Source organism: Pseudomonas sp. GW456-L13 (genome assembly GCF_017350115.1).
Lineage (GTDB): Bacteria > Pseudomonadota > Gammaproteobacteria > Pseudomonadales > Pseudomonadaceae > Aquipseudomonas > Aquipseudomonas jessenii.
Map to the genome: position 1 here is coordinate 2,057,808 of NZ_JACNAS010000001.1, position 26,506 is coordinate 2,084,313.

Consider the following 26,506-nt stretch of genomic DNA (forward strand, 5'->3'; position numbering starts at 1 on the left):
ACCACGCATTCCCACTCGACTAAAAGGACGAAATCATGAAATCCAGTCAATTGATGATCCCTGCCCTGCTGGCTGTCACCGTAACCCTGGCAGCCTGCTCCACACCACCGAACGCCAACCTCGAACAGGCCCGCACCAACTACACCGGCCTGCAAACCGATCCGCAAGCGGCCAAGGTTGCGGCCCTGGAAACCAAGGAAGCCAGCGACTATCTGGACAAGGCCGATAAGGCCTACAGGGACAAGGAGGACGTGGCCACGGTCGACCAGCTTGCCTATTTGACCAACCAGCGCGTCGAAGTGGCCAAGCAGACCATCGCCCTGCGCACCGCCGAGGCCAGCCTGAAAGATGCCTCGGCGCAACGGGCTCAGGCGCGCCTCGACGCCCGTGATCAGCAGATCAAACAGTTGAAGGACAGCCTCAACGCCAGGCAGACCGATCGCGGGACACTGGTGACCTTCGGTGATGTGCTGTTCGCCACCGACAAGGCCGAGCTGAAATCCAACGGTCTGGCGAACATCAACAAACTGGCGCAGTACCTACAGGAAAACCCCGAGCGCAAAGTGATTGTCGAGGGCTATACCGACAGCACCGGTACGGCGTCGCACAACCAGTCGCTGTCGGAACGTCGCGCGGGTTCCGTGCGTGCGGCACTGGTGAAGATGGGCGTTGATCCTGCGCGTATCGTCGCCCAGGGTTACGGCAAGGAATATCCGGTGGCGGATAACAGCAGCACATCGGGCCGGGCGATGAACCGTCGGGTGGAGGTGACGATTTCCAACGATAACCAACCGGTGATTCCGCGTTCGGCGGTTAGCTCTTACACCCAGTAATTTGCCTCAATGCAAAACCTGTGGGAGCGAGCTTGCTCGCGATGAGGCCATAACATTCAACATCCATGTTGACTGCTACACCGCCATCGCGAGCAAGCTCACTCCCACATTGGTTCTTTATTGCCAGCCAGAATCGCGTTACTGCTCCAGCTTCTGCGGCGTCTCCTGCCCCATGCAGCGCACGGCTTTTTTCTTGCTGTCGACCAGCACGCCGGTCAGGCCTTTCTGTTCGGTGTCGAACAGCACCAGCACGCCATCGATGCACTGGGCCACTTGGGCCGCCGGCGCCAGGGAAACTTTGTAGTCCTCGCCCGGCACGGTCTTGAGCATGGTGAAGTCGCTGAGCAGCAACGCATCCTCGGGCTTGGCGAAGTGCAGATAGCCGTACCACCACAGGGCACCGACGGTGCCGAGGATGCTGCAGATACCGGTGATGATCAGCGGGATGGCGTTGCGTTCTTCACTCATTGCGGACTCTCTGGTGGTTCATCTTCTGAATTCGGGGGCGCCGGGTAGTTGGGGATTTCACCCAGGCGGCGCAGGCCGTTGAAATGTTGCGGGTCATCGAGATAACGCAGCATGACCTTGCGCCAGACCGGGTCGGCGAACGTCTGCACATGACCGCCACGGGTCAGTTGCAGCACCCGCGGCGGCGGCGCAGCTTGATACAGTCGGATGCCGTTGGAAAGAGGCACGATCGGATCGTCGATGCTGTGGTAGATCAGTTTCGGCACGTCCTTGAGTTGCGTCATGGAGTTGATCGCGCTGTCGCCGTCCGGCACCAGCCACGACAGCGGCACCTGGAACGTCCAGAACACCCATGAATTACTCAGCGCATACCGGCCGACACTGCGATAACTGGCGGGCACGCCGTCGAGGACAAAAGCCTTGAGTTGTTTCTGCCGCTCGGGGTGTTGAACGAGGTAGTGGACAGCCATCGAACCGCCAAGGCTTTGGCCGAGCAGGATCAGCGGCTTGCCCTTGACCTCGGTGGCCTGGTCGAGCCATTTGAACGCCGCATCGATGTCCTGATAGATCGCCGGCAGACTCGGTTTGCCTTCGGACAAGCCATAACCGCGATAGTCCACCAGCAGCACTTGATAGCCCTGTTCCGGCAACCACCAACTCCCGCCCAGATGCATTGGCAGATTGCCGCCGTTACCGTGCAGGTGCAGCACCGTGCCTTTGACCTCGACACCCTGCTTCACCGGCAGCCACCACGCGTTCAGCTTGAGGCCATCGGCGGTGTTCAAGGTGACGGTGCGGTATTCGAGCCCGGCCTTTTCCGGCGTGAACAACTGGCCGGGTTCGGGGTAGAACAGCAGCGAGCTGCAGCCGTTCAGGGCCAGGAGAAGGCAGACGATGCCGAGGATTCTCATCCGGTGAAACCTCGCGAAATAATGGATTGGAACACAATCCCCTGTGGGAGCGAGCTTGCTCGCGATTGCGATCTGTCAGCTTGCACCCATGTTGAATGTAAAGCCGCCATCGCGAGCAGGCTCGCTCCCACAGGGGAATTCTTTGTTCACAAGATGTTCGAGTAATCCGCCTCGATCCGGTCCAGGCTCAGGTGGTTGAGGAAGTTGGAGAAGCACATCCACGCCGACAGCGCGTTCATGTCGCGGAACTGTTCCGGCAGGTACTTGGGCGGAACCACCAGACCTTCATCCACCAACTGGCGCAAGGTACGCATGTCTTCCAGGGTGGTCTTGCCGCAGAACAACAGCGGTATCTGCTCCAGCTTGCCTTTACGCACGGCCAGTTGAATGTAGTTGTAAATCATGATGAAGCCCTTGAGGTAGGACAAGTCTTTGGTAAATGGCAGACCTGTCGGCACCGAGCCGCGGAAAACGCGACTGGCGTTGCTGTAGCTCTCGGGCATTTCGAAGCCTTGCTCGCGGAAGAACTCGAACACCTGCAGGAAGTCGGCACCCTCCTCCACCATATGAATGGCCCGCGTGCGGTTGGTCAGTTTGCGCAGGCGACTGGGGTACGAGGCGAAGGTGATGATTTCCATCAGTATCGCCAGGCCTTCCTGGGTCACCGTCGACGAGGGCGGCCCCTTGGAGAGGAAGGTGCAAATCGGCTGGTTCAGGCCGTTGAGGGTGGTGCCGACATGCACCAGCCCTTCGTGGACCTCCAGGGCGCGCACATCGCGCTGATTGAACATCGCATCGGAGCGGATCTTGATGTAGTCGGCGCCGGCCGCCGCATCGGCGACGATCCCGTCGGACTCGAACACCCGGATGGTTTCCTCGGCTTCGCCAAATACCTTGTTCAAGCGATGCTGCAACAGGTCGACCGCATCCTTGGCCGTCAGCGTCTTCGGCTCATCCTTGAGATCGCCACGGCCGTCGATGTTGTTCAGGTATTCGGACAACATCATGCCCAGGTCGGACAGCGTCGGGTCGCCGGCGTGGAACGCGTCGGACGCGGCACCGTACAATTCCTGCGAGATCAGGCCGAAATCCTCGGTGCCGCGCGCTTCGAGCATGCGCACCACCATGCGGTATTCCTTGCACATGCGACGCATGATCTGGCCGACCGGGTTGAACTGGCCGAGCTGGCGGGTGATGTCGCGCTCGATGTTCTGGAACTCCAGCTTCACTTTGCTGGAATCGAACGCCAGCGGCCGGTTGAGGTAGTAGTCGCGGTCCACCGCCGGCATTTCCTTGCCTTTGGCCTTGAGGAAGCCCTTACGAATGTTGTCGTCCCACTTGACCGCATCGAGGACGCGGATCGGCGTCTGCGCGAGCACGATGCGATCGGACAAAATGCGTATCGACTGTTGGTAATCGTCCACCCGAAACTCCTGTAGAAACCTGATTGTGCTGCTTACTTGGCTTTGGCCTGACGCTGGTAGCGTACGGCTTCGACGAACACATCGGAATTGGCCGGGTCGTCGAGGTAGGCGGCGACTTGATCCATGGAGCTGTTGATCAGCACGCCTGCGCCGTCGTCAGTCCGAAACGCCTCTCCGCTCAGGGCGTTTTGCTTCAGCGCCTGGTTGATCTGTTCGAGGTCGAGGTTGTACAGCACCAGTTCACGCTGGTCGGTCAGCTCGAAGCCGCCGATGATGAAATACCCGCCGAACTGCGCCGGCACCTTCGCCGACAAGTACCAACGGTTGCCATGGCGCGACACGGTGAAGGGGTAGGCTTCACGCTCCTTGGGTTTGGCCTTGAAGTAGCTGACGGCCTGGTAGCGATTGTCGGCGATGCGGGTCAACTCCAGATTGACGGGCTCGCCCCAGGCGCTGGTGCTGGTCCACTTGCCGAGCAACCCTTTGGGCGCGGCCTCGCTCGTGGGCAGCGGTTCCTTGAAGGTCACCAGACAGCCACTGAGCAGCAGGAACGACAAGGCGATCACAACGACACGCCAGGCTTTCATTCAATACTCCCTATGAACATACGCCGCTCTGAAGTGGACACCTCCCCCTGTGGGAGCAAGCTTGTGTGGCGAGGGGGCTTGCCCCCGTTCGGCTGCGAAGCAGTCGTAAAACCTGCGCACCTGGACTGACTGTCTCACCGCGGTCGCTGGTTTTGGGGCGGCTTTGCCACCCAACGGGGGCAAGCCCCCTCGCCACAAAAGCTCGCTCCCACAGGGTGAAGAGCCAACCGGACTACACCGACGCCAGCACCAGGTGCATGTAGCGCGTCAGGATGCCGAGCATTTCCTCTTCGGCGGCAGGCTCGTCTACGTTGAGCAGGCCCTGATATTCCATCCGGCCGATAATCGCCGTCAACACCTTGGCATCTTGATGCGGCTCGCGCGAGCCCAATACCTGGAACAGCTGGCAAGAGCCCTGCAGCAGGATTTGCTGATGCGAGCGCACCAGTTCGGCCAGGCGCGGGTTGAGCAACGCCTCCTGACGGAACGCCTGCTCGGCCATCAAATGTTCGCGACGATTGACCAATTGCCGGTGAACGTAATCGGTCATCAGCCGTGCAATATCGTCCGCCAGTTTCGAGCGCGCCTGCGGGCTGCCGTCGCCACTGTCGATCATCTCGCGCAGCAGGCCCTCGTTGTTCACCCACAGCTTGCCCATGTACGCCGCACTGCGTTCCACATATTGGGCGAAGGTATCGGTGAGCAGGTCATCGATATCCTTGAAATAGTAAGTGGTCGCCGACAACGGCACTTGCGCCTCGGCGGCCACCGCACGGTGCCGGACGGCACGCACGCCATCGCGCACGACAATGCGCATCGCGGCGTCGAGAATGTCCTGTCGTCGCTGTTCACTGCCCTGTCGGCTGGCCTTGCGACCCTGGTACTGAACGCTTTCAGCGACCGCAGTGGCGATACCCGCTGCACCTTCTTGAGCCATTGCACGAATCACGACAGGTATTTCCTCTCAGATGAAACTAACAAGTTGATACGTTTGTACCAGACAGGCAATAAAAAGCCGCCTCAAAGGCGGCTTTTTATTTGAAACACTTACGCTTGCGGCCGCATGTGCGGGAACAGGATCACGTCGCGGATCGACGGGGAGTTGGTCAGCAGCATCACCAGACGGTCGATACCGATGCCTTCACCCGCCGTTGGCGGCATGCCGTACTCCAGCGCACGAACGAAGTCGGCGTCGTAGTGCATGGCTTCGTCGTCGCCGGCGTCCTTGTCGGCCACCTGGGCCATGAAGCGCTCGGCCTGGTCTTCCGCGTCGTTCAACTCGGAGTAGGCGTTGGCAATTTCACGACCACCGATGAACAGTTCGAAACGGTCGGTGACGTTCGGGTTGTCGTCGTTACGACGGGCCAGCGGCGACACTTCGAACGGGTACTGGGTAATGAAGTGCGGCTGCTCCAGCTTGTGCTCGACCAGCTCTTCGAAAATCATCACCTGCAGCTTGCCCAGGCCTTCGAAGCCCAGCACCTTGGCGCCGGCCTTCTTGGCGATGGCGCGAGCCTTGTCGATGTCGTTCAGATCATCGGCGGTCAGCTCAGGGTTGTACTTGAGGATCGAGTCGAACACTGACAGACGCACGAACGGCTCGCCGAAGTGGAACACCTTGTCGCCGTACGGCACGTCGGTGCTGCCCAGAACCAGCTGCGCCAGTTCTCGGAACAGTTCTTCGGTCAGGTCCATGTTGTCTTCGTAGTCGGCGTAGGCCTGGTAGAACTCCAACATGGTGAATTCAGGGTTGTGACGAGTCGAAACGCCTTCGTTACGGAAGTTGCGGTTGATCTCGAACACTTTCTCGAACCCGCCAACAACCAGGCGCTTGAGGTACAGCTCCGGCGCGATACGCAGGAACATGCCCATGTCCAGCGCATTGTGGTGGGTTTCGAACGGCTTGGCTGCCGCGCCGCCTGGAATGGTCTGCAGCATCGGCGTTTCCACTTCCAGGAAGTCACGCTTCATCAGGAAGCTGCGGATGTGGGCGATGACTTGCGAACGCACGCGGAACGTCTGGCGCACGTCTTCGTTGACGATCAGGTCGACGTAACGCTGGCGGTAGCGCTGTTCGGTGTCGGTCAGGCCGTGGTGCTTGTCCGGCAGCGGGCGCAGGGACTTGGTCAGCAGGCGCACGCTGGTCATTTCGACGTACAGGTCGCCCTTGCCGGAACGGGCCAGGGTGCCTTCGGCGGCAATGATGTCGCCCATGTCCCAGGTTTTCACCGCGGCCAGGGTTTCTTCGGACAGGGTTTTGCGGTTGACGTAGACCTGGATACGACCGGTCATGTCCTGGATCACCATGAACGAGCCACGGTTGAGCATGATACGACCGGCAACCTTGACCGGGATCGCAGCCTCTGCCAGCTCTTCCTTGGTCTTGTCCGCGTACTGTTTCTGCAGTTGTTCGCAGTAGTTTTCGCGGCGGAAGTCGTTCGGGAAGGCATTGCCCTTGGCGCGCTCGGCAGCAAGCTTTTCCTTGCGCAGGGCGATCAGGGAGTTTTCTTCCTGTTGCAGGGCTTGCGGGTCGAGTTCTAGGTCGCTCATGTCTTTAAATATTCCATCACAGGTTCGTTGCCCCCAGGCCTGCGGCCTGGGGATCGCCAGCAAGCTGGCTCCTACAAGGATCGCACCGGGTCAGCCGATCCTGTATTGCATTGCTTACAGCCCGGACTTCAGGCTCGCTTCCAGGTATTCGTCGATGTCGCCGTCGAGCACCTTGTCGCAGTCGCTGCGCTCGATGTTGGTGCGCAGATCCTTGATCCGCGAGGCATCGAGCACGTACGAACGGATCTGATGACCCCAGCCGATATCGGACTTGGTGTCTTCCAGCGCCTGGGACGCCGCGTTGCGCTTCTGCATTTCCTGCTCGTACAACTTGGCCCGCAGCATTTTCATGGCGGTGTCCTTGTTGGCGTGCTGGGAACGTTCGTTCTGGCAGCTGACCACGGTGTTGGTCGGTACGTGGGTGATACGTACGGCCGAGTCGGTGGTGTTTACGTGCTGACCACCGGCACCGGAGGAACGATAGGTGTCGATTCGCAGGTCTGCCGGGTTGATTTCGATTTCCACCTTGTCATCGATCTCTGGCGAGACGAACACCGCCGAGAAAGAGGTGTGGCGACGGTTGCCGGAGTCGAACGGGCTCTTGCGCACCAGACGGTGCACGCCGATTTCGGTCCGCAACCAGCCAAACGCGTATTCGCCCTTGATGTGCACGGTCGCGCCCTTGATCCCGGCGACTTCACCGGCGGACAGTTCCATGATGGTCGCGTCGAAGCCGCGCTTGTCGGCCCAGCGCAGGTACATGCGCAGCAGAATGTTGGCCCAGTCCTGGGCCTCGGTGCCGCCGGAACCGGCCTGGATGTCCAGGTAGGCGTTGTTCGGGTCCATTTCGTGGCTGAACATGCGGCGGAATTCCAGCTTGGCCAGACTTTCCTCGAGACGGGCCAGCTCGGCGACGACATCGCCCACTGCGCCTTCGTCGTTCTCTTCGACGGCCATGTCCAGCAGGTCGCGGCAATCGGCCAGACCGGTGTTCAATTCGTCCAGGGTATCGACGATCTGCGCCAGCGCAGCGCGCTCGCGGCCCAGTTCCTGGGCGTATTCAGGTTTGTTCCAGACACTCGGATCTTCAAGCTCGCGATTGACTTCGGTCAGACGCTCATGCTTTTGATCGTAGTCAAAGATACCCCCGAATAGTTTCGGAGCGCTCGGACAGGTCCTTGATGGTGTTCAGGATCGGGTTGATTTCCATGACGGGCAGCACTCGTTGGCGAACTTTTGAAAGCCGGCGAGTATACCGGGAAACAGCCGAAAACGGCAGTCCGCCTGGCCGAAAAGCCAACCCCTTGTAGGAGCGAGCTCGCTCGCGAAAAACGCTCAGGCACCGCGTTTATTCAGATAGCCATCGTCATCGTTGACGACCATCGCGAGCAGGCTCGCGCCTACAGGGGGAGGCTGTTCAGCCGATGCCCACCTGATTGCGCCCATTGTTCTTCGCCGAATACAGCCCCTTGTCCGCCGCCAGGATCAGGTCGCGGCAGTTGCTGCCCGCTTTCGGGGTAATAGTCGACAGGCCGATGCTGATGGTCAGGCTCGAACCTTCGGCCGGCGAGTTATGCGGGATCTTCAGGGCTGCCACGGTCTGGCGCAGCTTCTCGGCCACCAACCGTGCACCGCCCTGGGAGGTGTTGGGCAGCACCAGGGCGAACTCTTCGCCGCCGTAGCGGGCCGGGAGGTCCGAAGGCCGGGCACTGGCGTCCTTGATCGCCGCGGCGACCTTGCGCAGGGCTTCATCGCCTTCCAGGTGGCCGAAGCTGTCGTTGTAGGCCTTGAAGTAGTCGACATCGATCATCAGCAACGACAACTGGCTCTGCTCACGCAGCGAACGGCGCCACTCCAGTTCCAGGTATTCATCGAAGTGCCGACGGTTCGACAACCCTGTCAGGCCATCGGAGTTCATCAGGCGTTGCAGCACCAGGTTGGTGTCGAGCAGTTGCTGCTGGCTGACCCGCAACGCGCGGTACGCCGCATCCCGTTGCAGCAGGGTCATGTAGGAGCGCGAGTGATAGCGGATGCGCGCGACCAGTTCGATATTGTCCGGCAGCTTGACCAGATAATCGTTGGCCCCGGCCGCAAAGGCCGCGCTCTTGATCAGCGGGTCTTCCTTGGTCGACAGAACGATGATCGGAATGTCCTTGGTCGCCGGGTGATTGCGGTATTCGCGCACCAGGCTCAGACCGTCAAGACCGGGCATGACCAGATCCTGCAGGATCACTGTCGGCTTGATGCGCACAGCGTGGGCGATGGCCTGGTGCGGGTCGGAGCAGAAGTGGAAATCAATGTTCTCTTCGTTCGACAGGCCGCGACGCACGGCTTCGCCGATCATGGCCTGATCGTCCACCAGCAACACCATGGCGGCGTTTTCGTCGGTCTTGAAGTCGTCGAGCTGTAATTCAGTCATGTGCGGTCACCTGAGTACTACCTGAGCCAGGAATGAGGGAAAAGGTGCTCATTTGGCGAAAATCTCCAGCAATCGTGGCGCTATCTTGTCCAGCGGGCGAATCTCCACGGCAGCGTCGATGGCTGCGGCCGCCTTCGGCATGCCGTACACCGCACTGCTGTTTTGGTCTTGTGCGATGGTCAGGTAGCCCTGTTGGCGCATGAGTTTAAGCCCTTGGGCGCCATCACGCCCCATGCCGGTGAGCAAAACCCCCACGGCATCACCGCTCCAGTTATTGGCCACGCTCTCGAAGAACACATCGATGGAGGGCCGGTAGATCTCGTTGACCGGTTCGGCGGTGTAGGCCAGCGTGCCGTTTTTCAACAAGCGAATATGGTGATTGGTGCCGGCCAGCAATACCGTGCCGCTTTGCGGCGGCTCGCCCTCCTGGGCCAGGCGCACATCAAGGCCGCTGGCAGTGCCGAGCCATTCAGCCATGCCGGCGGCAAACACCTGGTCAACGTGTTGCACCAGCACGATGGCCGGAGAGAAATCACGCGGCAGCCCCTTGAGCAAGGCTTCCAGCGCTGCCGGCCCACCGGCGGATGAGCCAATGGCGATCAGGCCCTGGCGTGAGCCCGAACAGCGCAAGGGTGCCGACGCCGAGCGCGGGCGGTTACCCTTGTCGCCGATCAGCCAGACGATGTTCAAGATCTTGCGCAACAACGGCGCCGCCGCTTCCTGGGCATTGCCGGCGCCGAGGGCCGGGGTGTCGACCACGTCCAGCGCACCGTAGCCCATGGCCTCGAACACCCGGTGCACGTTCTGCTGGCGATCCACGGTGACGATGACGATGGCACACGGGGTCTCGGCCATGATCCGCCGCGTGGCCTCGACGCCATCCATCACCGGCATGATCAGGTCCATCAGAATCAGGTCCGGCGTGTCCAGCGCGCACTGGCGCACCGCCTCGGCACCATTGCCGGCGACCCAGACCACCTCGTGGGCCGGCTCGAATGCCAGGGCGCGGCGCAGGGCCTCCACCGCCATGGGCATGTCATTGACGATTGCGATCCTCATGCCCGTGCTCCTCCGATGAGCTCGACCACTGCATCGAGCAAGGCGTCGTCATGAAAACTGGCCTTGGCTAGATAATAGTCGGCCCCGGCATCCAGTCCACGGCGCCGGTCCTCTTCACGATCCTTGTAGGACACCACCATCACCGGCAGCGATTGCAGGCGATTGTCCCGACGCAGCAGCGTGACCAGTTCGATGCCGTCCATGCGCGGCATATCAATGTCGGTGATCAGCAGATCGAAATCCTCCGAACGCAGCGCGTTCCAGCCATCCATGCCGTCCACCGCAACCGCCACGTCATAGCCGCGATTGAGCAACAGCTTGCGCTGCAACTCTCGCACGGTCAGGGAATCATCCACCACCAGAATTCGTTTGCGGGCCGCCTCGACCACCTGATTGCTGTGACGGGCAATGCGCTCCAGACGCCCGGTGTTGAGCAGTTTTTCCACCGAACGCAGCATGTCTTCGACATCGACTATCAGCACCACCGAACCGTCGTCGAGCAGGGCCCCGGCGGAGATGTCCTGCACCTTGCCCAGACGCTCATCCAGCGGCAGCACCACCAAGGTCCGCTCACCGATGAACCGCTCCACGGCCACGCCGTAGATGGCATCGCGCTCGCGAATCACCACGACCCTCAGGGTTTGCCCGCTGTTCTGGCTGGCCGGACGTTGCAATAGCTGACTGGCCGCCACCAGACCGACATGCCGGCCTTCGTGCCAGAAATGCTGGCGCCCTTCGACCTGCACGATATCCGCCGGCTCCAGGTCGCACATGCGCTCAATGTGCGCCAGCGGGAAGGCATAGGCTTCGTCGCCGACTTCCACCACCAGACTGCGCACCACCGACAGGGTCAGCGGCACCTCAAGGTGGAAACGACTGCCCTCGCCCGCCGTCTGCTCCAACACCACCGCGCCGCGCAGCTGCCGGACCATGTGCTGCACCGCATCCAGGCCGACGCCGCGACCGGACACCTCGGTGACCTTGTCGCGCAGACTGAAACCGGGCAGGAACAGGAACGTCAGCAACTCCTCTTCGCTTAACTGAGCGGCGGTTTCCGCGAGGGACAAATTTCGTTCAACGATGCTGCGACGGAGCTTTTCCAGGTCCACGCCGTTACCGTCGTCGCTCAGTTCAAGCACCAGCAGACCGGCCTGATGGGACGCGCGCAGGCGAATCAAACCTTCCGCCGTCTTGCCGGCCAGCAGGCGCTGCTCCGGGGTTTCGATGCCGTGGTCGACCGCGTTGCGCAACAGGTGAGTCAGCGGCGCTTCGAGCTTTTCCAGTACGTCGCGATCGACCTGGGTTTTTTCGCCTTCAATCTCCAGGCGCACTTGTTTGCCCAGATCGCGCCCCAGATCCCGGACCATCCGCACTTGCCCGGTCAGCACATCGGCAAAGGGCCGCATGCGACAGGCCAGCGCCGTGTCGTACAACACCTGCGCCCGTTGGCTGGCATGCCAGGCGAACTCGTCGAGTTCGGCGTTCTTTTCCATGAGCAGTTGCTGGGATTGCGCGAGCAAGCGCCGCGCATCCTCAAGGGCTTCCTGGGCCTCCAGGCTCAAGGCGTGATCCTTGAGATGCACATTGAGGTTCTCCAGTGCGCGCAGGCTGTTGCTCTGCATGCGCTTGAGTCGCTGCATGGTCGCCAGGTGCGGTTTGAGCCGCAGGGTTTCCACCAGGGATTTGCTCGACAGATCGAGCAGGCTGTTCAGGCGCTCGGCGGTGACACGCAGCACACGTTCGCCGTTTTCAGTGGTGCGTTTGGTCTTGCGTGGAGCTGGCGCCGATGGCGGTTCGACGACAGGCGCCGGCGACTCGACCTTCGGCGCGGGTGCTTCGAGCTGAAGTTCGGCCATCACCGGTGCGGCAGGCGCAACCAGCGGGGCCGCCGGGTCCAGCAACCGCGCCATCAACGCCACATAGGCCTCGATGTCCGCGACTTCCGGGTTGTTGCTCGGTGTGGCTATGCGCATCAGCAGATCGGTGCCTTGCAGCAACGCATCGATATGCTCGGGGCGCAGCAACAGGCGGCCTTCCTGGGCGCTGACCAGACAATCTTCCATCACATGGGAGACGCTCACTCCGGCGTCGACACCGACGATCCGCGCCGCGCCCTTGAGCGAGTGCGCGGCACGCATGCACGATTCAAGTTGATCGGCCTGGGTCGGGTCGCGCTCAAGCGCCAGCAGGCCGGCACTCAAGACTTGGGTCTGGGCTTCGGCCTCCAGGCTGAACAGCTCAAGCAACGAAGCGTCGCGCATTTGCTCGGGGGTCATGTGAGGCTCCGGGTCACGGCGCACAACAGCTGCTCTTCATCCAGCCAACGCAGGCTGCGACCTTTGAATTGCAACACGCCACGGGTGTATTTGGCGCTGGCCTGAGCACCTGAGCGCGATGCGGTATCGAGGATGTGCTCGTCGATGGCGTGAATCCCGTCGACTTCGTCCACGGGCACCACCACCGGCCCGCCGTCGGCGGCGATGATCAGCATGCGTGGCATGACCCGTGCACCGGTGGCCACGCTGCTGGCGCCGTCGAGCCCGAGCAGTTCCACCAGCGACAGGCAGGCAACCAGCGCTCCGCGTACATTCGCCACGCCGAGCAAGGCCCGGGAACGTTGATGCGGCAACGAGTGAATCGCTTGCAACGGCGCCACCTCGACCAGGCTGCGGGTCGCAAGCCCCAGCCACTCTTCACCCAGACGGAACATCAACAGCGAGCGGGTTTTCACCTCGCTCTCGACCGCGACGGACACAGTCCCGTGATCTTCCTGCTGCAATGCATAACGATCGAGCAAGCGTGTGGCAGCCGCCGAATACACCGCACAATTGCGGCAATGAATATGGTCGCTGAGCAGCGGGCAGGACTTGTCACCGTGGATACCAATGCGGTTCCAGCAATCGTCGATGGCCTGGGCATCCCGGGTGACGCTGAAGGTATCGGAGGCGATCATCGTTTACGCTCACTGTCGACGGAACGTGCGCTGCGGGCGGCACGCTCCTGCAATCGTCTGGCTCCCATCGCGTCGCCCTGGGCCTGCAGCAAGCCGGCCAGGTGCATCAACGCTTCAGGATGTTGCGGTTCCAGGTACAACGCCTTGCGGTAAAAACCCTGTGCTTCAAGGGTATTGCCAGCCACATCGCTGAGCAGCCCCAACCAATAAAAGACCTGAGCCACCGGCTCATGGCTGCGCAAGTAGCTTTCACACGCTGCTCGCGCCTCGGCGCTTTTGCCTTCATCGGCCAGCACGGCGATATTGGCCAGCAGCGCGGCAGTGTCGGAGCCGGAGGTTGCAGGCGCTGGCGCAGGCCGCAGCGGCGCAACCCGGGCAAACGGACGGCTGCGCACTGGCGCAGGCGGTGGATTGCGCAACGGTTGCGGCACTGGCAATGGCGCAGGAACGAACGTCGGCAAGGGATCAGGGTCCGCAGTTCCCTGTCGACTGAACGCGAAGGACTGCGCGATACCAATCGAGCGCATCCCCAAACGCCCCAGCAGACCGCCTTCGGCCGGGCCGATAAACAGCACGCCGTCAACGTGGGTCAGGCACTTGAGCACTTCGAAGACTAGCTTCTGGGTCGGCTGGTCGAAGTAGATCAGCAGGTTGCGACAAAACACGAAATCGAATGGCGGTTCACCGGCCAGCAAGGCGGGATCCAGCAGATTGCCTACCTGCAGGCGCACTTGCTCGAGCACCCGCTGATCGAGGCGATAGCTCTCGCCTTCGGCGATGAAATGACGGTCGCGAAACGCAATGTCGTCACCCCGAAAGGAATTCTTGCCGTACAACGCCCGACGGGCTTTTTCCACTGACAACGGGCTGACGTCCAGGCCGTCGACCTTGAACTGGTGCGGTTTGAGCCCGGCATCGAGCAACGCCATGGCGATCGAGTACGGTTCTTCGCCCGTGGAGCATGGCAGGCTGAGAATTCGCAGTGCGCGCAGGCTGTTGATCTCGGCCAGACGCTTGCTCGCCAGTTTCGCCAGGGTGACGAAGGACTCCGGATAGCGGAAGAACCAGGTTTCCGGAACGATCACCGCCTCGATCAAGGCCTGCTGCTCGTCCCGCGAGCCCTGCAAGGTGTGCCAATACTCATCGGCCGACACTGCTTGCGAAACGATGCTGCGCTGGCGCACCGCTCGCTCGATGATCGCAGGCCCTACCGAGGTCACGTCGAGTCCGATGGTTTCCTTGAGAAAGTCGAAAAAACGCTGGTCGCTGTTCATGGCCGCTCCTGCAGCAGTGCCGGATCCATTGGCGGCGAGGGAAACAACAATGCGCGCACCTGATCGTCCAGCAGATCGCCGACCCGCACCCATTGCAGCAACCCCCGCTCGTCCTTGCGCACCGGCCCGAGGTAAGGCGTCTGGCGATTGTCCAGGCCATAGGGCTGAAAATCCGCCGGATCGCAGCGCAAGGTGTCAGTCGCCTGTTCCAGAATCAGCCCGAGCAGTTGTGCCTCGGCGGTTTCATCCGGGCGATAGTTGACCAGCACCAGTCGCGTGCTGGTACGGGCCTGTGCGGGCATGCCAAAGGTCAGTGCGCTCAAGTCGATCACCGGCACCACGGTGCCCCGATAGGCGAACACCCCGGCGACCCAGGCGGGGGCATGGGGAATGGGCTTCAACGGCAGGCGCGGCAGCACTTCGGCCACTTCGATAGCCTTCAAGGCATAGCGCTCGTTGCCGACGCGAAACACCAGAAACAAGGCATGCAGCGCCTGCTTCACGGCGGAGCGTTTGGCCGTGATTTCGCTCATCAGACTTTGAATCGCGAAACGCCGCTGCGCAGCCCGACGGCCACCTGGCTCAGTTCATCGATGGCGAAACTGGCCTGGCGCAGAGACTCGACCGTCTGGCTGCTGGCATCACCCAACTGCACCAGCGCATGGTTGATCTGCTCGGCACCGGTGGCCTGGGCCTGCATACCCTCGTTGACCATCAGCACCCGCGGCGCCAGCGCCTGGACCTGATGGATGATCTGCGACAACTGCTCGCCGACCTGCTGCACCTCGGACATGCCGCGACGCACCTCTTCGGAAAACTTGTCCATGCCCATGACCCCGGCCGACACCGCCGACTGGATCTCGCGCACCATTTGCTCGATGTCGTAGGTGGCGACAGCGGTCTGGTCCGCCAGGCGCCGCACTTCGGTGGCGACCACGGCAAAGCCGCGCCCGTATTCCCCGGCCTTCTCGGCCTCGATGGCGGCGTTGAGCGACAACAGGTTGGTCTGGTCAGCGACCTTGACGATGGTCACCACCACCTGATTGATGTTGCCGGCCTTCTCGTTGAGGATCGCCAGCTTGGCGTTGACCAGATCGGCCGCGCCCATCACCGAGTGCATGGTTTCTTCCATGCGTGCCAGGCCTTGCTGACCGGAACCGGCCGCCACGGAAGCCTGATCGGCGGCGGTGGAGACCTCGGTCATGGTGCGCACCAGATCCCGGGAAGTGGCGGCGATCTCACGGGAGGTCGCGCCGATTTCCGTGGTGGTGGCGGCGGTTTCGGTGGCGGTGGCTTGTTGCTGCTTGGACGTTGCGGCGATCTCGGTCACCGACGTGGTCACCTGCACCGACGAGCGCTGGGCCTGGGACACCAGAGAAGTGAGCTCGGTCATCATGTCGTTGAACCCGGTCTCTACCGCGCCGAATTCGTCCTTGCGCTCCAGGTTCAGGCGGCTGCTGAGGTCGCCGGTGCGCATGATTTCGAGGATTCTCACGATGCGGTTCATCGGCGCCATGATGGCGCGCATCAGCAAAAGACCACAGAGAGCGGCCGCCAGCACCGCGATCACCAGGGAAATACCCATGATGACTTTGGCGGTGAGCACTGCATCGTCAATGGCCGCAATGTCTGCGTCCGCCACAGACTTGTTGTGACGTAGGATTTCATTGACCTTCATTCGACCCGCTGTCCAGGTCGGGGTCAGTTCACCCTTGAACATGTTGACGGCCTCGGCGTTCTGGTTGCGTTTATACAACTCGATCACCGCGGCCAGAATCCGGTGGTAGTCCTCATGAAGCTTTTCGAACGCGGCGAACTCGACTCTGTCTTCTTCGTCGGCAATCGTTCCACGGTAGAGCTCCATCTGCTCTTTCAACCGCTCGGCGTAGCCCTTGAAGCTCGCGGCATCCTCGGCAGTGAAGCTCTGCCCTTCCTCCAGGCCGAGCATGGCCTGAATGCGTACATAACTGTCGGACCACGCGCCACGAACCATCGAGCTGTAATACAACCCTGGCAGAGCGTCCTCACGCACGCTGGCCTCGCTTTTTTCGATCTTCAACAGCCGCGAATACGAGACAACCACCATCAGCAACATGATGGCGATAATTACCGCAAAGCTCGCCAAAATGCGTTGGCGTAACGTCCAGTTCTTCACAGTCATTCCTCGGAGCCGATTCGAAATGCGGGGAGTATAGCCGAGGGCGGTGTTTCATTTATAAGACGGTTGCGCGCTACTTCTCATCCCGCCAAAAAAGGCGGGATGGGTGCCTGGGGTGATTAGGCAGAAAGGGACCGTAGAATGGTCATTGGGGATGTGGGGCGGACTGAAGGTTTACAAGGAAGCCTGGCGAACCTGCTTCTCAAGCTCGGCCTTCAACCCCGGCTCCAGCTTGAGCTGCCGCGCCAGCTCATCGAGATAGGCCTTCTCCATGAAGTTTTCCTCGTCCACCATCATCACGCTGGCGATGTACATCTCGGCGGCGATTTCCGGGGAGCGGGCGGCGCGGGCGACATCGCTCGGGTCCAGTGGCTTGTTGAGCTCGGCGTGCAGCCAGTGTTGCAGCTCCTGATCGCTGTCGAGCCGGGTGAATTCGCCTTCGATCAAGGCACGCTCACGCTCATCGACATGACCGTCAGCCTTGGCCGCGGCCACCAGCGCCTTGAGAATCGCCTGACTGTGCAGCTCGACTTGCGCGTCCGGTACGCGGTCCAGGGTTTGCGGTTGCGCACCGGCCGCACCGCCCTGCTGCGCCTGCCAGTTACCGTAGGCTTTATAGGCCAGCACGCCCAACGCGGCGAGACCGCCGTAGACCGCGACCTTGCCCCCGACTTTACGGGCCTTTTTGCTGCCGAGCAGCAAGCCCATGGCGCCTGCCGCCAATGCCCCGCCACTCGCACCGGAGAGCAAGCTGCCGAGGCCTCCGTTGCCACCGCTCGCCCCCTTTTGCTGCGGGCTGCCGGCCTTGTTCTGCAACAGGTCCTGGCCGGACTTGAGTAGTTGATCGAGCAATCCACGGGTATTCATTTACCGCCTCCACAAGACGTTTAACCTGAAACCAAGACCACCAGCCTAAAACGAAAGTGCCCACGCCCCGTGGGCGAGAGTGCTTCCAGATGTTGCACCCCCCCTCAATGCACCCATTGCCGCTTGCACCGGCCCATCAGAAAAAACGATATACACTCTCGCCAATCGATAAAAACAGCCCACCGGGTACTTCCCCATGATGACCTTGCGTCAGATCCGCCACTTCATCGCCGTGGCCGAGACCGGCTCGATCTCGGCTGCCGCGCAAACCGCGTTCATTTCCCAGTCGACCCTGACCCTGGCAATCCAGCAACTGGAGGAGGAAATCGGCGTCAGCCTGTTCAGCCGCCATGCCAAGGGTATGACCCTGACCCACCAGGGGCATCAATTCCTGCGTCAGGCGCACTTGATCCTGGCCACGGTGGATAACGCCAAGCGCAGCCTGCAACAGAGCACCGACCAGGTCGCCGGGCAACTGATCGTCGGCGTGACCAGCCTGGTGGCCGGTTATTACCTGGCGGATTTGCTCACCCGTTTCCAGCGCGCCTACCCCAACGTGGAAATCCGCGTGATGGAGGATGAGCGCCCGTACATCGAGCATTTGCTGGTCAGCGGCGAGATCGATGTCGGCGTGTTGATCCTGTCCAACCTCGAAGACCGCCACGCATTGCAGACCGAAGTGTTGACCCGCTCACCGCACCGGCTATGGCTGCCGGCCCAGCACCCGCTGCTGGAACACGACAGCATCAACCTCGCCGACGTGGCCCGCGAGCCATTGATTCAACTGAACGTCGATGAAATGGACCGCAACGCCCAACGCATGTGGTCGGCAGCCTCCCTGCAACCACGCATCACCCTGCGCACGGCCTCGACCGAAGCGGTGCGAAGCCTTGTGGCCGCTGGCCTGGGCGTATCGATCCAGCCCGACATGACCTATCGCCCGTGGTCACTGGAGGGCGACATCATCGAAGCGCGGCCGATCGCCGACCTCAGCCAGACCCTGGATGTCGGCCTGGCCTGGCGTCGCGGCACCGCGCGGCCGGCATTGGTGGACCCCTTCCTCACGGTCGCGCGCGAACAACCCCATGGCGGGCGCAAGCCATCTATTTAATCGAACGCTACCTTCAGTATTTAGTATTTGTTGTCCTCGGGTCCGCGAACTAGTCTTGTTGCATCTAATAAAGACGGCCGGGCCCCAGTCACAGGGAGCGCTGCCATGTCTACACAACAAGCCACACAAAAAACGAGAACCCGAAAAATGGCTGGTGCGCAGACCCCGTTGTTCACCGCCTTGTTGATCGATGGTGAAATAGTCGCAGGGCAAGGCTTTGCCGAACCCATCATCAATCCGGCCACCGGCGAAATCCTGACGCAAATCGCCGAAGCCAGCACCGAACAAGTCGAAGCAGCCATCCTCGCCGCCCACCGCGCCTTTGCCGGTTGGTCGCGCACCACGCCACAACAGCGCTCAAACCTGCTGTTGGACATCGCCAACGCCATCGAAAAAAACGCCGACCATCTCGCCCGTCTCGAAGCCCTGAATTGCGGCAAGCCGCTGCACCTGGCCCGTCAGGATGACCTCAATGCCACGGTCGACGTGTTCCGCTTCTTCGCCGGTGCCGTGCGTTGCCAGACCGGCCAGCTCAGCGGCGAATACCTGCCGGGCTACACCAGCATGGTCCGGCGCGATCCTATCGGGGTCGTGGCGTCGATTGCACCGTGGAACTACCCGATCATGATGGCCGCGTGGAAAATCGCCCCGGCCCTCGCCGCTGGCAACACCCTGGTGTTCAAGCCGTCGGAACACACGCCGCTGTCGATCCTGGCCCTGGCGCCAGCGCTGGCCGAGATCCTGCCGCGCGGTGTAATCAACATTATTTGCGGTGGCGGCGAAGGCGTCGGCAGCCACCTGGTGAGCCACCCTAAAGTGCGCATGGTGTCGCTGACCGGCGATATCGTCACCGGCCAAAAGATTCTCCAGGCCGCGTCGAAGACACTCAAACGCACCCACCTCGAACTCGGTGGCAAGGCCCCGGTGATCGTCTGCAACGATGCCGACATTCAGGCCGTGGTCGAAGGCGTACGCACCTACGGCTACTACAACGCCGGCCAGGATTGCACCGCCGCTTGCCGCATTTATGCCCAGGCCGGGATTCATGACCGCCTGGTGGCCGAGCTCGGCGCGGCCGTCGGCAGCCTGCGTTTCGCCGGCAAGCGCGATGCCGACAACGAAATCGGCCCGCTGATCAGTACCCGCCAACGCGACCGCGTAGCCAGTTTCGTCGAACGCGCCTTGGGCCAGCCGCACATCGAGCGGGTGACCGGTGCCGCGGTGCACTCCGGCGCCGGCTTCTATTACCAGCCGACCCTGCTCGCCGGTTGCAAGCAAAGTGACGAGATCGTCCAGCGCGAAGTGTTCGGGCCGGTGGTTACCGTGACCCGCTTCGATGAGCTGGGACAAGCGGTGGACTGGGCCAACGATTCGGAATACGGCCTGGCCTCGTCGGTCTGGACCCAGAACCTCGACAAGGCCATGCAGGTCGCGGCGCGCTTGCAGTACGGCTGCACCTGGATCAACAGCCACTTCATGCTGGTCAGCGAAATGCCCCATGGTGGCCTGAAACGTTCGGGCTACGGCAAGGACCTGTCCAGCGATTCGCTTCAGGACTACAGCGTGGTGCGGCACATCATGGCCCGCCATGGCGAGCATCTCTGACTAAGCTAATAACAAGCCGCCAACGGCATGCTTCACCACGTTCACAACTGCCCCGACCATAATTTAAAGAAGAGGGAATTCCCATGTTCGTGCACAAGACCGCACTGCTCAGTGCAATCACCACCGCGCTGCTGGCCAGCGCCAGTGTCCAGGCCGCCGAGCCGCTCAAAGCTGTCGGGGCGGGCGAAGGCCAACTGGATATTGTGGCCTGGCCCGGCTACATCGAACGTGGCGAGAGCGACAAGGCCTACGACTGGGTGACCGGTTTCGAGAAGGAAACCGGCTGCAAGGTCAACGTCAAGACCGCCGCCACCTCCGATGAAATGGTCAGCCTGATGGCCAAGGGCGGTTACGACCTGGTCACGGCGTCCGGCGACGCCTCCCTGCGCCTGATCGTTGGCAAGCGTGTGCAACCGATCAACACCGCGTTGATCCCGAACTGGAAGAACCTCGACCCGCGCCTCAAGGATGCACCCTGGTACGTGGTCAACAAGCAGACCTACGGCACCCCGTACCAATGGGGCCCGAACGTGCTGATGTACAACACCAACGTGTTCAAGACTGCGCCCACCAGCTGGGGCGTGTTGTTCAACGCGGAAAACCTGCCGGACGGCAAGCCGAACAAGGGTCGCGTGCAGGCCTATGACGGCCCGATCTACATCGCCGACGCGGCGCTGTACCTGAAGTCCGCCAAGCCGGAACTGGGCATCCAGAGCCCGTACGAACTGACCGAAGCCCAGTACAAGGCCGTGCTCGATCTGCTGCGCGCCCAGCAGCCGTTGATCCACCGCTACTGGCACGACACCACTGTGCAAATGAGCGATTTCAAGAACGAAGGCGTGGTCGCCTCCGGTGCCTGGCCATATCAGGTCAACGGCCTGATGAACGAGAAGCAGCCAATTGCCTCGACCATCCCGAAAGAAGGCGCCACCGGGTGGGCCGACACCACCATGCTGCATGCCGAAGCCAAGCACCCCAATTGCGCCTACAAGTGGATGGACTGGTCGCTGCAACCGAAAGTCCAGGGTGATGTTGCGGCGTGGTTCGGCTCGTTGCCGGCGGTGCCGGCAGCGTGCAAGGGCAGTGAATTGCTCGGCGCCGAAGGCTGCAAGACCAACGGTTTCGACAATTTCGACAAGATCGCCTTCTGGAAAACCCCGCAGGCTGAAGGCGGCAAGTTCGTGCCGTACAGCCGCTGGACCCAGGACTACATCGCGATCATGGGCGGCAGGTAACACACCGCTTCTGTGGCAAAAACGCTTTTGTGGCGAGGGGGCTTGCCCCCGTTGGAGGGCGAAGCCCTCCCCTAGTCCGTCACTGCGGTCTGGCAGACCGCGCCCACCGTTTTCAGGGCTGCTGCGCAGCCCAACGGGGGCAAGCCCCCTCGCCACAGTCAGTATTCCAGCCACACATGCGCGAACACGATTCAGTTTTTTCAGAAGTCCAGGCAGGGCCGCTGCGACGGCCTTCGCCTTTTTGGAGCACCGCACCATGACGCTTGCAGTCCAGTTCACCAACGTTTCCCGTCAATTCGGCGAAGTGAAAGCCGTAGACCGGGTTTCCATCGACATCCAGGACGGCGAGTTTTTCTCCATGCTGGGGCCGTCCGGCTCGGGCAAGACCACCTGTTTGCGCCTGATTGCCGGTTTTGAACAACCGAGCGCGGGCTCCATCCGTATTCATGGCGAGGAGGCCGCCGGTCTGCCGCCGTACCAGCGCGACGTGAACACCGTGTTCCAGGATTACGCGTTGTTCCCGCACATGAACGTTCGCGACAACGTCGCCTACGGCTTGAAAGTCAAAGGCGTCGGCAAGGCCGAACGCCTCAAGCGCGCCGAAGAAGCCCTCGACATGGTCGCCCTCGGTGGCTACGGCGAGCGCAAGCCGGTGCAACTCTCCGGCGGTCAGCGCCAGCGTGTGGCCCTGGCCCGGGCCCTGGTCAACCGTCCACGGGTGCTGCTGCTCGACGAACCCCTCGGCGCCCTCGACCTTAAGTTGCGCGAACAAATGCAGGGCGAGCTGAAGAAGCTGCAACGCCAGCTCGGCATCACCTTCATTTTCGTCACCCACGACCAGACCGAAGCCTTGTCGATGTCCGACCGCGTGGCGGTGTTCAACAAGGGGCGCATCGAACAAGTCGATAGCCCGCGCAACCTGTACATGAAACCGGCCACCACCTTCGTGGCGGAATTCGTTGGCACCTCCAACGTGATTCGCGGTGACCTGGCCTGGCAGCTCAGTGGCAATCCACAGCCGTTTTCGATTCGCCCGGAACACGTGCGATTCGCCGAAGGTCCGCTGGCCAGCCACGAGATTGAAGTCAGCGGTTTGCTGCATGATATCCAGTACCAGGGCAGTGCGACTCGCTATGAGCTGAAACTGGAAAACGGCCAGACCCTGAACATCAGCAAGGCCAACAACCAGTGGCTGGACACCAGTGCACAGCACCAGACCGGGCAGCGCATCAGCGCACGCTGGGCGCGCGAGGCAATGATTCCGTTGCACGACACCGTTGCAGGCGGGGTGTGAGATGAGCACCTTGGCTATTTCTCAAACCTCGTCAGGCGGCTCGCCGTTGCGCAGGTTTTCCAACCTGCTGTATCGCCGGCCGAACCTGTACCTGTCGATGCTGCTGGTGCCGCCGCTGCTGTGGTTCGGCGCGATCTACCTGGGTTCATTGCTGGTCCTGCTGTGGCAAGGTTTCTACACCTTCGATGACTTCACCATGGCGGTCACCCCTGACCTGACCCTGGCGAACTTTACCGCGCTGTTCCAGCCGTCGAACTTCGACATCATCCTGCGCACCCTGGGCATGGCGATTGCCGTATCGATTGCCAGCGCCATCGTTGCGTTCCCGATTGCCTACTACATGGCGCGCTACACCACCGGCAAGACCAAGGCGTTTTTCTACATCGCGGTGATGATGCCGATGTGGGCCAGTTACATCGTCAAGGCCTACGCCTGGACACTGCTGCTGGCCAAGGGCGGCGTGGCGCAGTGGTTCGTGCAGCACTTGGGGCTGGAGCCGGTCCTGCAGTTCGTACTGGGCATTCCGGGAGTTGGCGGCAGCACTTTGTCGACCTCACACATGGGGCGCTTCATGGTGTTCGTCTACATCTGGCTGCCGTTCATGATCCTGCCGATCCAGGCCTCGCTGGAACGCCTGCCGCCTTCGCTGCTGCAAGCCTCCGCCGACCTCGGCGCCAAGCCGCGCCAGACCTTCATGCAAGTGATTCTGCCGCTGTCGATCCCGGGCATTGCCGCCGGTTCCATCTTCACCTTCTCGTTGACCCTGGGCGACTTCATCGTGCCGCAACTGGTCGGCCCGCCCGGCTACTTCGTCGGCAGCATGGTGTATGCCCAGCAAGGCGCGATCGGCAACATGCCGATGGCCGCTGCTTTCACCCTGGTGCCTATCGTGCTGATCGCCATTTACCTGTCCATCGTCAAACGACTGGGGGCCTTCGATGCACTCTGACAAAGCTTCCCTGGGCCTGCGCCTCGCCGCCTGGGGCGGGTTGGTGTTCCTGCACTTCCCGATCCTGATCATCTTCCTGTACGCCTTCAACACCGAAGACGCAGCGTTCAGCTTTCCACCCAAGGGTTTCACCTGGAAGTGGATCGGCGTGGCGTTCTCGCGGCCGGACGTGCTCGAGGCCATCAAGCTGTCGTTGCAGATCGCCTCGATTGCCACCCTGATCGCCATGGTCCTTGGCACATTGGCTTCGGCCGCGTTGTACCGCCGGGACTTCTTCGGCAAACAAGGCATCTCGCTGATGCTGATCCTGCCGATTGCCCTGCCGGGGATCATCACCGGGATCGCGTTGCTGGCGACCTTCAAGACACTGGGAATCGAGCCGGGGATGTTCACCATCATCGTCGGCCACGCGACCTTCTGTGTGGTGATCGTCTACAACAACGTCATCGCCCGCTTGCGCCGCACCTCACACAGTTTGATCGAGGCCTCGATGGACCTCGGCGCCGACGGCTGGCAGACCTTCCGCTACATCATCCTGCCGAACCTCGGCTCGGCATTGCTGGCCGGCGGCATGCTGGCGTTTGCCCTGTCGTTTGACGAAATCATCGTCACCACCTTCACCGCCGGCCATGAACGCACCCTGCCGCTGTGGCTGCTCAACCAGCTCAGCCGCCCACGGGACGTGCCGGTGACCAACGTCGTGGCGATGCTGGTGATGCTGGTGACCATGCTGCCGATCCTCGGCGCTTATTACCTGACCCGTGGTGGTGAAAGCGTGGCGGGGAGTGGTGGTAAGTAACTGACAACTCAATTCCCAATATGGAAACCGGAACCTGTGGGAGCGAGCTTGCTCGCGATGGCTGACTGACATTCAACATTGATATTGCCTGACACACCGCTATCGCGAGCAAGCTCGCTCCCACAGGGGGTCGGTTTCCACCGAGAAAAAACAACAGTTCCGAAGAGGACATGAACATGCAAACCAAACTCCTGATCAACGGCCAACTGCAAAGCGGCGAAGGCCCCGCCCAACCTGTGTTCAACCCGGCGCTGGGTAGTGTGCTGGTGGAAATCAACGAAGCCAGCGAAGCCCAGGTCGATGCCGCCGTGCGCGCCGCCGACGCTGCGTTCGACAGCTGGTCGCATACCCCGCCGAAAGACCGCTCGCTGCTGCTGCTCAAACTCGCCGATGCCATCGAAGCCCGCGGCGAAGAACTGGCCAAACTGGAATCGGACAACTGCGGCAAGCCTTACAGCGCTGCGCTGAACGACGAGATCCCGGCAATTGCCGACGTGTTCCGGTTCTTCGCCGGCGCCAGCCGCTGCATGAGTGGTTCAACCGGTGGCGAGTACTTGCCGGGTCACACCTCGATGATCCGCCGAGATCCGGTGGGCGTGATCGCCTCCATAGCGCCGTGGAACTACCCATTGATGATGGTCGCCTGGAAAATCGCCCCGGCCCTCGCCGCCGGTAATACCGTGGTGCTCAAACCGTCGGAACAGACTCCGCTGACAGCCCTGCGCCTGGCTGAACTGGCGTCGGATATCTTCCCGGCCGGCGTACTCAACCTGGTGTTCGGCCGTGGTCCTACCGTCGGCAGCCCATTGGTCACTCACCCGAAAGTGCGCATGGTGTCGCTGACCGGTTCGATTGCCACCGGCTCGAACATCATTTCCAGCACCGCCGACACCGTCAAACGCATGCACATGGAACTGGGCGGCAAAGCCCCGGTGATCATCTTCGACGACGCCGACATCGATGCCGCCGTCGAAGGTATTCGCACCTTCGGTTTCTACAACGCAGGCCAGGACTGCACCGCCGCCTGCCGCATCTATGCCCAGGAAGGCATTTACGACAAGTTCGTGGAGAAGCTCGGCGCCGCCGTCAGCAGCATCAAGTACGGCTTGCAGGATGATCCGTCGACCGAACTCGGCCCGCTGATCACCGCACAACACCGCGACCGCGTTGCCGGCTTCGTCGAGCGCGCCATCGCCCAGCCACACATTCGTTTGATCACTGGCGGCAAGGCGGTTGAGGGCGATGGTTTCTTCTTCGAACCGACCGTGTTGGCCGACGCACAACAGGACGACGAAATCGTACGCCGCGAAGTGTTCGGGCCAGTGGTGTCGGTAACCAAATTCACCGATGAAGCCCAAGTGCTGGGCTGGGCCAACGATTCGGACTACGGCCTGGCCTCCTCCGTGTGGACCGCCGACGTCGGCCGCGCCCATCGCCTGTCGGCCCGTTTGCAGTACGGCTGCACCTGGGTGAATACGCACTTCATGCTGGTTAGCGAAATGCCCCACGGCGGTCAGAAACTGTCCGGCTATGGCAAGGACATGTCCATGTATGGGCTGGAGGACTACACCGTTGTGCGGCATGTGATGTTCAAGCACTAAAGCATCGCGAGCAGGCTCGCTCCCACATTTGGAACGCATTCCCCTGTAGGAGCGAGCCTGCTCGCGATGGCGCCACCGCAACACTGCAAACAGTAAATTCCTACAGATTCAGCCTGCCTGAAAAACCCTCGATTCCTACAACACGCGTCGCCAGAGTAGACTTGGCGCCGCGAGCGCCTGACCGATAGGCTTTGTTCCGTCGCTGCCAAATCAGCGGCCCGGAGTCGAAGCCGGAACAAGTCAAAACGGTGCTCGTGTGCCCCCATAGAACTGTGGCTGTTTTATGCCTTCAGTTCTGCATTATGGCGGGCCGTGTGGCGCGGGCCTTTCGGCTTCCGTTTTGACTTGGAAGTGTCCCGACTTCGAACGCCACTCGGTCCGCCACCCAACCTGTCGAAGGGTTGGTGGC

At 61.5% G+C, this 26,506-nt stretch carries 22 protein-coding genes and 1 pseudogene; 8 read left to right on the forward strand and 15 right to left on the reverse strand.

Going from position 1 to position 26,506, the window contains the following annotated elements:
• Window positions 1-35: 35 nt before the first annotated feature.
• Window positions 36-833 carry an OmpA family protein gene (locus tag J4D25_RS09405; protein ID WP_057716201.1) on the forward strand — a complete coding sequence of 266 codons (798 nt, stop codon included), beginning with the start codon at window positions 36-38 and terminating at the stop codon, window positions 831-833.
• A 138-nt stretch (window positions 834-971) separates the two neighbouring features.
• On the opposite strand, the gene J4D25_RS09410 is transcribed toward J4D25_RS09405, so the two are convergent.
• The 15 genes and pseudogenes from J4D25_RS09410 to J4D25_RS09480 all read right to left on the reverse strand — a co-directional run bounded on the left by J4D25_RS09410 (window position 972) and on the right by J4D25_RS09480 (window position 17,503).
• Window positions 972-1,301: a hypothetical protein gene (locus tag J4D25_RS09410; protein ID WP_057716202.1), complete on the reverse strand. Its 330-nt coding sequence runs from the start codon at window positions 1,299-1,301 to the stop codon at window positions 972-974.
• On the reverse strand, window positions 1,298-2,212 hold the full coding sequence (locus J4D25_RS09415; RefSeq protein WP_057716203.1) for an alpha/beta hydrolase: 915 nt from the start codon (window positions 2,210-2,212) through the stop codon (window positions 1,298-1,300). The genes J4D25_RS09410 and J4D25_RS09415 overlap by 4 nt, the downstream gene beginning before the upstream one ends.
• Before the next feature lie 146 nt (window positions 2,213-2,358).
• Window positions 2,359-3,636: a flavohemoglobin expression-modulating QEGLA motif protein gene (locus tag J4D25_RS09420; protein WP_057716204.1), complete on the reverse strand. Its 1,278-nt coding sequence runs from the start codon at window positions 3,634-3,636 to the stop codon at window positions 2,359-2,361.
• A 32-nt stretch (window positions 3,637-3,668) separates the two neighbouring features.
• Window positions 3,669-4,223, reverse strand: a complete 555-nt coding sequence (locus J4D25_RS09425) for a hypothetical protein (protein ID WP_057716205.1) — start codon at window positions 4,221-4,223, stop codon at window positions 3,669-3,671.
• A 232-nt stretch (window positions 4,224-4,455) separates the two neighbouring features.
• Window positions 4,456-5,172, reverse strand: a complete 717-nt coding sequence (locus tag J4D25_RS09430; protein WP_057716206.1) for a TetR/AcrR family transcriptional regulator — start codon at window positions 5,170-5,172, stop codon at window positions 4,456-4,458.
• Between the two features lie 98 nt (window positions 5,173-5,270).
• Entirely contained in the window at window positions 5,271-6,773 is a 1,503-nt protein-coding gene (gene lysS / locus J4D25_RS09435; RefSeq protein ID WP_057716207.1) for a lysine--tRNA ligase, read from the reverse strand.
• A gap of 114 nt (window positions 6,774-6,887) precedes the next feature.
• Window positions 6,888-7,983 (reverse strand): peptide chain release factor 2 gene (prfB, locus tag J4D25_RS09440; RefSeq protein WP_109790603.1). Its coding sequence is split into 2 segments (ribosomal slippage): window positions 6,888-7,910 and window positions 7,912-7,983, totalling 1,095 coding nucleotides; the frame shifts between segments, so codons are not numbered across the junction.
• Between the two features lie 125 nt (window positions 7,984-8,108).
• A pseudogene (locus J4D25_RS09445) lies at window positions 8,109-9,192 on the reverse strand (diguanylate cyclase domain-containing protein).
• 48 nt (window positions 9,193-9,240) lie between these two features.
• Window positions 9,241-10,251 (reverse strand): chemotaxis response regulator protein-glutamate methylesterase, encoded by a 1,011-nt coding sequence (locus tag J4D25_RS09450; protein ID WP_057716209.1) that lies wholly within the window; start codon window positions 10,249-10,251, stop codon window positions 9,241-9,243.
• A complete protein-coding gene (locus tag J4D25_RS09455; RefSeq protein WP_057716210.1) occupies window positions 10,248-12,527 on the reverse strand; it encodes a hybrid sensor histidine kinase/response regulator in 2,280 nt (759 codons plus the stop codon). The genes J4D25_RS09450 and J4D25_RS09455 overlap by 4 nt, the downstream gene beginning before the upstream one ends.
• Window positions 12,524-13,204 (reverse strand): chemotaxis protein CheW, encoded by a 681-nt coding sequence (locus tag J4D25_RS09460; protein WP_057716211.1) that lies wholly within the window; start codon window positions 13,202-13,204, stop codon window positions 12,524-12,526. The genes J4D25_RS09455 and J4D25_RS09460 overlap by 4 nt, the downstream gene beginning before the upstream one ends.
• Window positions 13,201-14,478: a protein-glutamate O-methyltransferase CheR gene (locus J4D25_RS09465; protein ID WP_057716212.1), complete on the reverse strand. Its 1,278-nt coding sequence runs from the start codon at window positions 14,476-14,478 to the stop codon at window positions 13,201-13,203. Before J4D25_RS09465 ends, J4D25_RS09460 begins: the two co-directional genes overlap by 4 nt.
• A complete protein-coding gene (locus tag J4D25_RS09470; RefSeq protein WP_057716213.1) occupies window positions 14,475-15,011 on the reverse strand; it encodes a chemotaxis protein CheW in 537 nt (178 codons plus the stop codon). The genes J4D25_RS09465 and J4D25_RS09470 overlap by 4 nt, the downstream gene beginning before the upstream one ends.
• On the reverse strand, window positions 15,011-16,633 hold the full coding sequence (locus J4D25_RS09475; RefSeq protein ID WP_057716214.1) for a methyl-accepting chemotaxis protein: 1,623 nt from the start codon (window positions 16,631-16,633) through the stop codon (window positions 15,011-15,013). The genes J4D25_RS09470 and J4D25_RS09475 overlap by 1 nt, the downstream gene beginning before the upstream one ends.
• A gap of 177 nt (window positions 16,634-16,810) precedes the next feature.
• Window positions 16,811-17,503 (reverse strand): tellurite resistance TerB family protein, encoded by a 693-nt coding sequence (locus J4D25_RS09480; protein ID WP_057716215.1) that lies wholly within the window; start codon window positions 17,501-17,503, stop codon window positions 16,811-16,813.
• Window positions 17,504-17,699: 196 nt separating this feature from the next.
• Between J4D25_RS09480 and J4D25_RS09485 the strand changes: the two genes are divergently transcribed.
• The 7 genes from J4D25_RS09485 (at window position 17,700) to J4D25_RS09515 (ending at window position 26,097) form a co-directional block, all read left to right on the forward strand.
• A complete protein-coding gene (locus J4D25_RS09485; protein WP_057716216.1) occupies window positions 17,700-18,614 on the forward strand; it encodes a LysR family transcriptional regulator in 915 nt (304 codons plus the stop codon).
• Between the two features lie 147 nt (window positions 18,615-18,761).
• Window positions 18,762-20,219, forward strand: a complete 1,458-nt coding sequence (locus J4D25_RS09490; RefSeq protein WP_057716217.1) for a gamma-aminobutyraldehyde dehydrogenase — start codon at window positions 18,762-18,764, stop codon at window positions 20,217-20,219.
• A gap of 83 nt (window positions 20,220-20,302) precedes the next feature.
• Window positions 20,303-21,454, forward strand: a complete 1,152-nt coding sequence (gene ydcS / locus J4D25_RS09495; protein WP_057716218.1) for a putative ABC transporter substrate-binding protein YdcS — start codon at window positions 20,303-20,305, stop codon at window positions 21,452-21,454.
• A 256-nt stretch (window positions 21,455-21,710) separates the two neighbouring features.
• The gene (locus J4D25_RS09500) at window positions 21,711-22,748 is read left to right on the forward strand and encodes an ABC transporter ATP-binding protein (RefSeq protein WP_057716219.1); all 1,038 of its coding nucleotides are present in this window, start codon (window positions 21,711-21,713) and stop codon (window positions 22,746-22,748) included.
• A 1-nt stretch (window position 22,749) separates the two neighbouring features.
• Window positions 22,750-23,697, forward strand: a complete 948-nt coding sequence (locus J4D25_RS09505) for an ABC transporter permease (RefSeq protein WP_057716220.1) — start codon at window positions 22,750-22,752, stop codon at window positions 23,695-23,697.
• Window positions 23,687-24,496 carry an ABC transporter permease gene (locus J4D25_RS09510; RefSeq protein WP_057716221.1) on the forward strand — a complete coding sequence of 270 codons (810 nt, stop codon included), beginning with the start codon at window positions 23,687-23,689 and terminating at the stop codon, window positions 24,494-24,496. The genes J4D25_RS09505 and J4D25_RS09510 overlap by 11 nt, the downstream gene beginning before the upstream one ends.
• 176 nt (window positions 24,497-24,672) lie before the next feature.
• Window positions 24,673-26,097, forward strand: a complete 1,425-nt coding sequence (locus J4D25_RS09515; RefSeq protein WP_057716663.1) for a gamma-aminobutyraldehyde dehydrogenase — start codon at window positions 24,673-24,675, stop codon at window positions 26,095-26,097.
• The last annotated feature ends 409 nt before the right edge of the window (window positions 26,098-26,506 follow it).

Excerpts from the sequence above, each read along its gene's own strand:
- J4D25_RS09425 (WP_057716205.1), bottom strand. The coding sequence starts at position 4,223 with ATGAAAGCCTGGCGTGTCGTTGTGATCGCCTTGTCGTTCCTGCTGCTC.
- J4D25_RS09510 (WP_057716221.1), top strand. The coding sequence starts at position 23,687 with ATGCACTCTGACAAAGCTTCCCTGGGCCTGCGCCTCGCCGCCTGGGGC.
- J4D25_RS09485 (WP_057716216.1), top strand. The coding sequence starts at position 17,700 with ATGATGACCTTGCGTCAGATCCGCCACTTCATCGCCGTGGCCGAGACC.
- J4D25_RS09410 (WP_057716202.1), bottom strand. The coding sequence starts at position 1,301 with ATGAGTGAAGAACGCAACGCCATCCCGCTGATCATCACCGGTATCTGC.
- J4D25_RS09500 (WP_057716219.1), top strand. The coding sequence starts at position 21,711 with ATGACGCTTGCAGTCCAGTTCACCAACGTTTCCCGTCAATTCGGCGAA.
- lysS (WP_057716207.1), bottom strand. The coding sequence starts at position 6,773 with ATGAGCGACCTAGAACTCGACCCGCAAGCCCTGCAACAGGAAGAAAAC.
- J4D25_RS09490 (WP_057716217.1), top strand. The coding sequence starts at position 18,762 with ATGGCTGGTGCGCAGACCCCGTTGTTCACCGCCTTGTTGATCGATGGT.
- J4D25_RS09460 (WP_057716211.1), bottom strand. The coding sequence starts at position 13,204 with ATGATCGCCTCCGATACCTTCAGCGTCACCCGGGATGCCCAGGCCATC.
- ydcS (WP_057716218.1), top strand. The coding sequence starts at position 20,303 with ATGTTCGTGCACAAGACCGCACTGCTCAGTGCAATCACCACCGCGCTG.
- J4D25_RS09405 (WP_057716201.1), top strand. The coding sequence starts at position 36 with ATGAAATCCAGTCAATTGATGATCCCTGCCCTGCTGGCTGTCACCGTA.
- J4D25_RS09515 (WP_057716663.1), top strand. The coding sequence starts at position 24,673 with ATGCAAACCAAACTCCTGATCAACGGCCAACTGCAAAGCGGCGAAGGC.
- J4D25_RS09505 (WP_057716220.1), top strand. The coding sequence starts at position 22,750 with ATGAGCACCTTGGCTATTTCTCAAACCTCGTCAGGCGGCTCGCCGTTG.
- J4D25_RS09470 (WP_057716213.1), bottom strand. The coding sequence starts at position 15,011 with ATGAGCGAAATCACGGCCAAACGCTCCGCCGTGAAGCAGGCGCTGCAT.
- J4D25_RS09455 (WP_057716210.1), bottom strand. The coding sequence starts at position 12,527 with ATGACCCCCGAGCAAATGCGCGACGCTTCGTTGCTTGAGCTGTTCAGC.
- J4D25_RS09465 (WP_057716212.1), bottom strand. The coding sequence starts at position 14,478 with ATGAACAGCGACCAGCGTTTTTTCGACTTTCTCAAGGAAACCATCGGA.
- J4D25_RS09450 (WP_057716209.1), bottom strand. The coding sequence starts at position 10,251 with ATGAGGATCGCAATCGTCAATGACATGCCCATGGCGGTGGAGGCCCTG.
- J4D25_RS09415 (WP_057716203.1), bottom strand. The coding sequence starts at position 2,212 with ATGAGAATCCTCGGCATCGTCTGCCTTCTCCTGGCCCTGAACGGCTGC.
- J4D25_RS09480 (WP_057716215.1), bottom strand. The coding sequence starts at position 17,503 with ATGAATACCCGTGGATTGCTCGATCAACTACTCAAGTCCGGCCAGGAC.